This window comes from Allobosea sp. Tri-44 (assembly GCF_004123845.1).
Classification (GTDB): Bacteria; Pseudomonadota; Alphaproteobacteria; order Rhizobiales; family Beijerinckiaceae; genus Allobosea.
Genome location: NZ_NBDP01000030.1, coordinates 586,152 through 595,444, shown reverse-complemented (window position 1 = coordinate 595,444; position 9,293 = coordinate 586,152). Strand labels below are relative to the sequence as shown.

Annotated in this window: 10 protein-coding genes; 3 read left to right on the top strand and 7 right to left on the bottom strand. The window is 68.0% G+C overall.

Going from position 1 to position 9,293, the window contains the following annotated elements:
• Positions 1-7: 7 nt before the first annotated feature.
• Positions 8-1,285, bottom strand: a complete 1,278-nt coding sequence (gene mtaB, locus B6S44_RS19285) for a tRNA (N(6)-L-threonylcarbamoyladenosine(37)-C(2))-methylthiotransferase MtaB (RefSeq protein WP_129158489.1) — start codon at positions 1,283-1,285, stop codon at positions 8-10.
• The gene (gene dapF / locus B6S44_RS19280) at positions 1,285-2,169 is read right to left on the bottom strand and encodes a diaminopimelate epimerase (RefSeq protein ID WP_129158488.1); all 885 of its coding nucleotides are present in this window, start codon (positions 2,167-2,169) and stop codon (positions 1,285-1,287) included. Before dapF ends, mtaB begins: the two co-directional genes overlap by 1 nt.
• A 141-nt stretch (positions 2,170-2,310) precedes the next feature.
• Here dapF and B6S44_RS19275 point away from each other — a divergent pair, with 141 nt between their 5' ends.
• Positions 2,311-3,186: a GyrI-like domain-containing protein gene (locus B6S44_RS19275; RefSeq protein WP_129158487.1), complete on the top strand. Its 876-nt coding sequence runs from the start codon at positions 2,311-2,313 to the stop codon at positions 3,184-3,186.
• A gap of 112 nt (positions 3,187-3,298) precedes the next feature.
• Here B6S44_RS19275 and B6S44_RS19270 read toward each other — a convergent pair whose 3' ends face one another.
• The 5 genes from B6S44_RS19270 to B6S44_RS19250 form a co-directional block, all read right to left on the bottom strand.
• Positions 3,299-4,357 carry an MBL fold metallo-hydrolase gene (locus B6S44_RS19270; RefSeq protein ID WP_129158486.1) on the bottom strand — a complete coding sequence of 353 codons (1,059 nt, stop codon included), beginning with the start codon at positions 4,355-4,357 and terminating at the stop codon, positions 3,299-3,301.
• Between the two features lie 53 nt (positions 4,358-4,410).
• Positions 4,411-5,010, bottom strand: a complete 600-nt coding sequence (locus B6S44_RS19265) for a class I SAM-dependent methyltransferase (protein WP_129158485.1) — start codon at positions 5,008-5,010, stop codon at positions 4,411-4,413.
• A gap of 10 nt (positions 5,011-5,020) precedes the next feature.
• Positions 5,021-5,647, bottom strand: coding sequence for a LysE family translocator (locus tag B6S44_RS19260; protein WP_129158484.1), 627 nt, complete (start codon positions 5,645-5,647; stop codon positions 5,021-5,023).
• A 94-nt stretch (positions 5,648-5,741) separates the two neighbouring features.
• Positions 5,742-6,326: a CAP domain-containing protein gene (locus tag B6S44_RS19255; protein WP_129158483.1), complete on the bottom strand. Its 585-nt coding sequence runs from the start codon at positions 6,324-6,326 to the stop codon at positions 5,742-5,744.
• Positions 6,327-6,436: 110 nt separating this feature from the next.
• Positions 6,437-6,850, bottom strand: coding sequence for a hypothetical protein (locus B6S44_RS19250; RefSeq protein ID WP_129158482.1), 414 nt, complete (start codon positions 6,848-6,850; stop codon positions 6,437-6,439).
• Positions 6,851-7,177: 327 nt separating this feature from the next.
• On the opposite strand from B6S44_RS19250, the gene ffh reads away from it, so the two are divergent.
• Both ffh and rpsP read left to right on the top strand, forming a co-directional pair.
• Positions 7,178-8,752, top strand: coding sequence for a signal recognition particle protein (gene ffh / locus B6S44_RS19245; RefSeq protein ID WP_129158481.1), 1,575 nt, complete (start codon positions 7,178-7,180; stop codon positions 8,750-8,752).
• A 31-nt stretch (positions 8,753-8,783) separates the two neighbouring features.
• Complete coding sequence (gene rpsP, locus B6S44_RS19240; protein ID WP_057187673.1) at positions 8,784-9,146, top strand: 30S ribosomal protein S16; 363 nt, start codon at positions 8,784-8,786, stop codon at positions 9,144-9,146.
• Positions 9,147-9,293 lie beyond the last annotated feature (147 nt).

Below are 9,293 nucleotides of genomic sequence, written 5' to 3'. Positions count from 1 at the left end.
CGCCGCGTCAAGCCGCGAGCAGGGATTTCCCGGCCTGGCCGTGAGCGGTCACCGGCAGGATCTGGCCCGGCGCGATGCTGCGGCCGAAGCGCACCAGAGTGAAATCCTCGGCCCGGCCGGTGTCGCCGCGTTCGGTCAGGACCGAAAGCGGTCGGCCGATGCGGGCGGCAAGATGCCGGACATGGGCGGCTTCCGCCGCCTCGCGCAGGCGGGCAGCCCGCTCCTTGATTTTGCCGCCGGCAACCTGCGGCATGCGCGCTGCCGGCGTGCCCGGTCGAGCTGAGAACGGGAAGCCGTGGACATAGGACAGGCCGCACTCTTCGATCAGGTCGAGCGTGCGGGAAAACATCGCCTCGTCCTCGGTCGGGAAGCCCGCGATCAGGTCGGCGCCGAAGACGATCTCTGGGCGCAACCTGCGCATCTCGTCGCAGAAGCGGACCGCGTCGGCACGGCTGTGGCGGCGCTTCATCCGCTTCAGCACGAGGTCGTCGCCGGCTTGCAGTGACAGGTGCAGATGCGGCATCAGCCGCGGCTCCCCGGCGATCAGGCTGCGCAGATCATCGTCGACCTCGACCGCATCAAGTGAAGACAGCCGCAGGCGCTTCAGCTCGGGCAGCGCCGCGAGAACCGTGCGGACGAGAGCGCCGAGCGTCGATGCATCGGACCTCTCCCGGCCATAGCTCGTCAGGTCGACCCCGGTCAGCACGATCTCGCTGGCGCCATCCTCGACAAGGCGGCGCGCCTGGGCGACGACCTCGCCGACTTCAGCCGAGCGCGCATTGCCGCGTCCGAGCGGGATGACGCAGAAGGTGCAGCGATGGTCGCAGCCGTTCTGCACCTGCAGGAAGCCGCGCGTATGCTGGCCCAGCGCCTGCGTGCGGTGAGGGGTGGCATCGCGCGCCTGCATGATGTCGCCGACGACGATCTTGCCGGCCGGCTCGCTGTCCGGGCTCGCGGCACGCAGACTGTTCGAGCTTGCGAGTGCCCGCCAGCTCGCCATGTCGAGCTTCTCGGCATTGCCGAGCACCCGCGCCACCTCCGGCATGGCGGCGAAGCGCGCGGGTTCGATCTGCGCGGCGCAGCCGGTGACCACGATCGGACGCTCCGGCTTTTCGCGGGCGAGCCGGCGGATCGCCTGGCCGGCCTGGCGCACAGCTTCCGCAGTCACTGCGCAGGTATTGATCACCGCGACGTCGGCGAGGCCGGCGGCCAGCGCCTGTCGCTCGATCGTCTCGCTCTCGACCAGGTTTAGCCGGCAGCCGAAGGTGACGAGCTCGACCGCCATCAGGCGACGGCGGCGAAGAGCTCTGGCTCCAGCACGCCTTCCCAGTCGAGCGCAGCCGGCCCGGTCATCAGCACATGGCCGTCGCTCACACGCCATTCGATCACGAGATCGCCGCCGGGCAGGCTGACGGTCGCCTTGCGATTGGAGAGTTCGCGCCGCACCGCCGCGACCAGCGCCGCGCAGGCGCCCGAGCCGCAGGCGCGGGTGATGCCCGCGCCGCGTTCCCAGACTCGCAGCACGATGCGATCAGGCGCCGTCACGGCAGCGAGGCCGATATTGGCTCGGTCCGGGAAGATCGGGTGATTCTCCAGCAGCGGCCCGATCTGCTCGAGATTGAAGCGATAGGGATCGTCGACGAAGAAGACGGCGTGCGGATTGCCCATGCTGACGGCGCAGGGCGTATGCAGGATCGGGTCGTCGATCGGGCCGATCTGCAGCTCGAAGCGGCTGGTGTCCTCGAAGGGCTCGGCCAGCGGAATCTCGTCCCAGGCGAGCCGCGGTGCGCCCATGTCGACGGTGAAGACCGTCTCCGACAGGCGCGCAACCGGCAGCAGCCCGGCCTTGGTCTGCAGCAGCAGCCCGTCGCGGCCGGACTGCCCCATCCCAGGATCGGCGGTCATCGCCCAGGCGACGCAGCGCGTGCCGTTGCCGCAGGCGCCGGCTTCGGAGCCGTCGGTATTGTAGATGCGGACATAGGCGTCGACACCGGCTGCCTTTGCATCGTGCAGCACCATCAGCTGGTCGAAGCGGGTGCGCTCCTGGCTCGCGATCGCGCGCGCTTCGGATTCGGAGACGAGATGCTTCGTCCCGCGCAGATCGAGCACGGTGATCTCGTTGCCGAGTCCGTTCATCTTGAGGAACCGGCGATTGGCGAGGGCGTTCATATCGTCACATGTCCATGATCATGGCGGTATATGAGCGTGACGCCGAAAAAATGCCACCCTTCGCGATCTTCCTGCCGTAACGGGATCATCGTAGTTTGCGGCTCGGCGCGAATCGGTCGTGTCAGCGCGGGAAGTTCGGGTATGCGGCAGTTGAGATTCAGCGCGCTCCTCCTTGCGCTCGCCTTCGTCCACTCGGCTGCCGCGCAGACGCGCGTTGCGCCGCCCACTGCTGTTGAGAGCACGCCGCTCGCGGCGCCGCCTGGAACGGCGACGCCGGCGCAGAACGCGCAGCCTGCCCAGCCGGCTCCAGCCCAGAATCAGGCGACCCCACCGGCCCCCGCCGAGCCGCAGCCGGTGCAGCCGCCGCCGGCGCCGCAGTCGCCGGTCGTGCCGCAGCCGGTCCAGCCCGCGCCGGCCCCGCAGACGCCGATCGAGCCGCAACCTGTCCAGCCGCCGCCGACTTTGCCCGCTCCGCAGTCGGCACCGCCCGTACAGCAGCAGACCGGCGTGCCGAACCCGAACGCGACTCTCGCCGGCAAGCAGGGCGATCCGTCCGATGTCGACGAGATCGCGCTCGTCGCCAAGCCCGTGCTGCTGCTGGCCGGGCAAGCAAGCTGGGATCAGGGTTTTCAGAAGCTGTCGGAGACCATCGCGCTCCTGCGGGCTGAGGCCGACAAGGCTGGTCTCAAGGTTGCCGGCCGGCCGCTGAGCCTGTTCGTCGAGACCGACGATAACGGTTTCAAGTTCGAGGCGATGCTGCCGGTCGACCGGCCCGCGGATGCCGCCAGGCCGCTGGCGACCGGCGTGCGCAATGGCCAGTCACCGGTCGGGCGCTCGCTGCGCTTCGTGCATACGGCGCCCTATGACGACATCGATTCGACCTACGAGACGATCACCGCCTATCTCGAGGCGAAGAACATCATCGTGAAGGACGCCTTCCTCGAGGAATATGTCAGCGACCTCAAGGATCCCGGCGATCCGAACCTCGAGATCAACGTCTACGTCCAGCCGAAATAGCGCGTGACCTTCCCGTCATGGTCGGGCCTGTCCCGACCATCCACGTCTTCTTTTGCCAAATGCAGTGTTCAAGACGTGGATACTCGCCACAAGGGCGAGCATGACGGCGCGACTACGCCTCCCACACCAGCCCAGGCTGCATCGGCCGGAAGCGTTCCGCCGGCAGGCCCGCCTTTTCCAGTGCGACCTTGAGTGCTTCGGGCGGCCGGCCGACGCCCTCGTCGGTGAGCTGAAACGTGCCCCAATGATGGCCGAGCGCCTGCTCGGCCCGCAGCGCGCGCATCACCTTGACCGCCTCTTCCGGGTTCATGTGGTTGTCGCTCATGAACCAGCGCGGCTCATAGGCGCCGATCGGCAGCGCCGCGAGGCGGAACGGGCCATGCTCTTGGCCGAGCCGCTCATAGAGCGAGCCGTCATGGTAGCCGGTGTCGCCGATATGGAAGAGCTTTCCGGCCGGCGTCGCAATGACGAAAGAGGACCAGAGTGCCATGCGCCGGTCGAAGGCACCGCGCGCCGACCAGTGATAGCTCGGCACCAAGGTGATCGCGACCTTGTCCGACAGCTCCAGCCGCGCACCCCAGTCATGTGCCTCGGCCCGGATCGAACCATCGCGCGCCTTGACGATCATGTCGTTGCCGAGCGGCATGATCATGCGCGGATTGTCGCGCGCATGGAGCAGCGCCAGCGTCTCGACGTCGAGATGGTCGTAATGGTTGTGCGTGACCAGCACGATGTCGATCTTCGGCAGGTCGCCGAAGGCGACGCCGGGCGCATTCACCCGCTTCGGCCCGAAGAAGGAGAACGGGCTCGCGCGCTCGGAATAGACCGGGTCGATCAGGATGTTGAGACCGGCGACTTGGTACAGGAAGGAGGCGTGGCCGAGATGGACGACCCGTAAGGACTCGACGCGCGCCGGCGGCTTGTCCTGCGGCGGGGCCGCGTACTGTGCCGGGAAGGCCTCGCGCTCGCGCTGCGAGAACTGCCAGCGTAGCACATCGGCCAAACCCTTGGTGACCGGCCGGCCATCGCTAAAGACCAGCCCGTCGAAATGGTCGCTGACCGGACCCTGGTAATAGGGATTGCGCGAGCGCGCATAGGAGGCCCAGGCAAGCCCGGTCGAGCCGAGGAGGGCGGGGATGCCGAGGAGGCGCAGGAGTTTGCGGCGTGTCATGACATCGACAAGTCGTGCTCAGGTCGCGCAGCGTCAAGGCCGGGCCACCCCTTTCAAGACAACTTGATTGCCGTCACGTGCAACCAGCGCGTCGGCTCACGGTCGTAGCCGCCGCCAGTTTCCTCGGCGATGTCGAGGCTGCGCCAGCGCCCGATGCCATAGGCCGTGCGCAGCCAGTCGGCGTCCGGATAATTGTAGAATCGGCCGAAACGATCGCGACCTTCCGCCTCGCCGGCCTTGTAGCTGGCGTAGAAGACGCCGCCCGGCCGCAGCGCCCGGTGCACCCTGGCGAGGATACCGGGCAAAGCGGGGCGTGGGACATGCAGCAGGCAGGCATTGGCCCAGATGCCGTCGAACGCCGCGTCTGCCGTGAGGTCTTCGAAGAGCAGCACCGAGACCGGCCTGCCAAGCCGCATTTCCGCCTGTGCGGCGAGTTCGGGGGAACCATCGGTCGGGCTGACGTCGAGACCGAGCCCGAGCAGGGCCTCGCTGTCTTGCCCACCGCCGCAACCGAGTTCCAGCACCTTGCCGCCGGCGGGCACCAACCCGGCGAAGCGCTGCAACCGCGCCTGGCCGAGCTCGCGGGCGCGTCCGGCATAGATCTGCGCTTCGGCTGCGTAGAAGCCGAGCGTGTCCGCGTCGCGTCCGCTCATGCCTGATCCCTCAATTACTGCCCGAGCGCACCGCGACGGTCGCAATACCGGCGCCGACCAGCAGCGTGCCGCCGGCCTTGTTGAACAGGCCGATGGCGCGCGGATTACCGACCACAGCCCGGGCGCGGGAGGCGACCAGCGCGTAGCCGAAGGCATTGGCGAAGGCGAGGGTGATGAAGGTCGCCTCGAAGATCAGCATCTGCGTCCAGAAATCGGCCTTGGCATCGAGGAACTGCGGCAGGAAGGCGACGAAGAAGGTGATGCTCTTCGGGTTCAGCGCCGTCACCAGCCAGGCATGGCCGAGCATCTTCAGCGCCGAGCTCGCATCCTGGCGCGGTTCGGCGTTGAGGCTGCCGCCGGCACGGAAGAGCTTGACGCCGAGATAGATCAGATAGGCCGCGCCGGCCCATTTCAGCGCGGTGAAGATCGTCGCCGAGGTCGCGAGCAGCGCGCCGACACCGAGCATGGACAAGGTCATCGCGGTGAAATCGCCGAGCGCGACGCCGACCGCCATCGGAAAGGCGGTGCGCCAGCCCTGGCCGAGCGCATAGGAGATCACCAGCAGGATGGTCGGCCCGGGGATGACGAGGAGGATGGCGGTGGCGGCGGCGAAGGCGGCCCAGCTTTCGAAGGTCATGATGTAGAGGCTCCGCTAAAAACCAGAGCCATCACCAGACCGGGGCGCTTGTAAAGAGGCTTTTTTCAATCGAGCGGCTGAGCCGCTCCGAGCCTTAAAGCGGCGCGCCCCAGCGGAACGTCGTCCCGCCGCCGCGCACCGGCACGAGCGGCCCGGCCGACATCTCCCGCCGCTTCTCCGGCTCCCCAGCCAGCACCAGCGTCCACCACGCGCCGTAGCGGGTCTGCGGGTTCTTTGCGAGGGCGAGGCCGATGCGCGTCGCCTGCGGCATCGAGAGGTTGGCTTCGTGGCCTGACGACTTCTTCCAGCCGTCGAAGGCTTCTTGCGTCGAGTAGTAGCCGGCGCCGAGATTCTCCGCGGCGCGCGCCGCATCGAGGCCGGCGCCGTGGACACGCGAGGTAAAGCTGCCGGCCGCGTCATGGGAGAGATTGTCGCCGGCCGCCATCGCGTCGGACTGGCGCTGGGCCATCGCGGTCAGCGTCGAATCGAGCCGGACCGGGCCGAGGCCCTTGCCGGCGCGATAGGCGTTGAGGATGCGCATCGCCTCGGCCGGATCGGCCTTCACCGCGGCGAGGCGTTCCTGCTTGCGGGCACTGGGCGGCGCGGCCTCGCGCTGCGTGCCGGCGCAGCCGGCCAGAAACAGGGCGATCAGGAGGGCTGCGCCCGAATGCGTCATCATCTATGTGGAATCCCGGTCATGTCGCCGTCAGGTGGTGGAGCTGCCTAATGGCGGATTCTGGCGGGATTGTCGCGGCGCCCGCCTGAGGCGGGGCGCCGCGTCCTGGCCGGTCAGCCCTGCGCGCCGGAGATCACCCGGCAGAGCGCGTCGCGGACGTAAGCCTCGGGCGCGACCTGACCTTGCTGGACGACGAAGACCGCATCGACGCGGGTGCCGCTACCGCTCTTGCGCGCCGTAATGCGCAAGGTCTGCGGGCGACCGGAGCCGGAGGTTTCCTGGATGGCCAGGACCGAGCTCGTGGCATTGTCGATGCGCATGTCGGCGAAGCCTTCGGCCGAGACCGAGGCGCCGAGGTCTTTCAGCACCCGCGCCGGCGCCCGTTTCGGCACGATGTCCCAGGTCTTGTAGGTCAATCCGGTCAGCATCGGCGTGCCGACCACGGAGAAATTGCCTTCGCAGGACTGGGCCTGCGCCTGGGTGAGGCCGAGCGCGAACAGCGCGGCGGCGAGAACCGGAAGCTTCATGTCATCTCCGTGGAAAGGGTCGGCTCGGAAGAGCCGGCGGGACGCCTGTTGCGCGCTTCAGCTTGACTTTCGCCGCATTTGTCCGCTTTAACGCGCCCATTCGTTTCGCCGACATCGCCGAAACCTCATCCGCCGACCGGGCCGTTCCACTGGAACCGCCGAGAGCCCGGAGGTCAACGCCCGACAGCGCGTCTGCGCCCTCGGGCGCGAAACCGTTTGGCGGATGGCTTGGGTTATGTCGGTCCCAGAGCCGGATCTGATCGGGTTGGTTCAACCTGATCAGTGAATCCGTCTCTCACTTGTTGAGGCCAGGCAAAGCAGGACCGCATGTTCGGCACGCTGAGCGACAGACTTTCCGGCATCCTCTCGGGCCTGACCCGTAGGGGCGCGCTGACCGAGGACGACGTCAACGCCGCGCTGCGCGAGGTCCGCCGCGCGCTGCTCGAGGCCGACGTCGCGCTTGAGGTCGTGCGCAGCTTTACCGACAAGGTTAGAGAGCGTGCCGTCGGCGCCGAGGTGCTGAAGTCGGTCACGCCCGGCCAGCAGGTCATTAAAATCGTCAACGACGTCCTGATCGACACGCTCGGCGGCGAGGGCGAGGGCATTACCTTCGATGCCGTGCCGCCGGTGCCGATCCTGATGGTGGGTCTGCAGGGCTCCGGTAAGACGACGTCGACCGCGAAGATCGCCAAGCGCCTGACCGATCGGGACAAGAAGAAGGTCCTGATGGCGTCGCTCGACACGCGCCGCCCGGCCGCGATGGAGCAGCTCGCCATCCTCGGCAAGCAGGTCGGCGTCGAGACCTTGCCGATCGTCGCCGGCCAGAGCGCCGTGCAGATCGCGCGGCGCGCGATCGAGGCCGGCAAGCTCGGCGGCTATGACGTCGTCATGCTCGACACCGCCGGCCGCGTCACGCTCGACGAGGCGCTGATGGCCGAGGTCGCCGAGGTCAAGGCGGCGACCAATCCGCATGAAGTCCTGCTCGTCGCCGACGCGCTGACCGGCCAGGACGCCGTCAACACCGCCCGCGCCTTCGACCAGCGCGTGGGCCTGACCGGCATCGTGCTGACCCGCATGGACGGCGACGGCCGTGGCGGCGCGGCGCTCTCGATGCGCGCCGTCACCGGCAAGCCGATCAAGCTCGTCGGCACCGGTGAGAAGACCGATGCGCTCGAGGATTTCCATCCCTCGCGCGTCGCCAACCGCATCCTCGGCATGGGCGATATCGTCGGCCTGGTCGAGAAGGCTGCCGCGACCGTCGATGCCGACAAGGCGCAGGAACTGGCGCAGCGCCTCGCCAAGGGCAATTTCGACCTCGGCGACCTGCGCACCCAGCTCCAGCAGATGGAGAAGATGGGCGGCCTCGGCGGGCTGATGGGCATGCTGCCCGGCATGGCGCAGATGAAGAACCAGATCGCCAGCTCGAAGATGGACGACAAGGTCATCGCCCGGCAGATCGCGATCATCAACTCGATGACATCGGCCGAGCGCAGGAATCCCGACCTGCTCAAGAACAGCCGCAAGAAGCGCATCGCCGCCGGTTCCGGCACCTCGCCCGAGGCGATCAACAAGCTGCTCAAGATGCACCGCCAGATGGCGGACATGATGAAGCAGATGGCCCGCCAGAAGGGCGGCATGCTCGGCAAGCTCGGCAGCATGTTCGGGCTCGGCGGCGGCATGGGCGGCCTGCCGGCCGGCATGCCCGACCCCTCGAAGATGGATCCGGTGCAGCTCGCCGAGCTCCAGAAGCAGCTCGGTGCAGGCGGCGGCATGCCCTCGCTGCCCCCTGGCGGCTTCCCCGGCCTGCCCAAGGGCGTCACCCCGCCCGCCGGCATGATGCCGAAGTTGCCGGGCCTCGGCGGTCTGCCAGGCCTCGGCAACAACCCGTTCAAGAAGAAGTAGTTTTACCGCTCAACCCAAAGGAAGAAGAGCAATGTCCCTGAAGATCCGCCTGACCCGTGGCGGCGCCAAGAAGCGCCCGTACTACCGCATCGTCGTTGCCGACGCCCGCTCGCCGCGCGATGGCCGCTTCATCGAGAAGATCGGCGCCTATGATCCGATGAAGGCGAAGGATTCGCCGGAGCGCGTCGTGCTCGACCTCGAGAAGGCCAAGGCCTGGCTCGCCAAGGGCGCCCAGCCGACCGACCGTGTGCTGCGCTTCCTCGACGCCGCCGGCGTGCTGAAGCGTCCGGCCCGCAACAACCCGGACAAGGCTGTTCCCGGCGAGAAGGCCAAGGAGCGCGCCGAGAAGAAGGCCGCCAAGAGCGCTGCGCCGGCCGAAGCTGCGGCTGAGTGAGCTTGTTCAGGCGCGCGATGACTCCTTCCCCCCGCTTGCGGTGGGGAAGGTTGGGATGGGGGGCCGGAAAGCTGGCGCTCCGCCCTGCATCGTTGCGCCGAGCGGCACTGCCCCCCACCCTAGCCCTCCCCACCGCAAGCGGGTGGA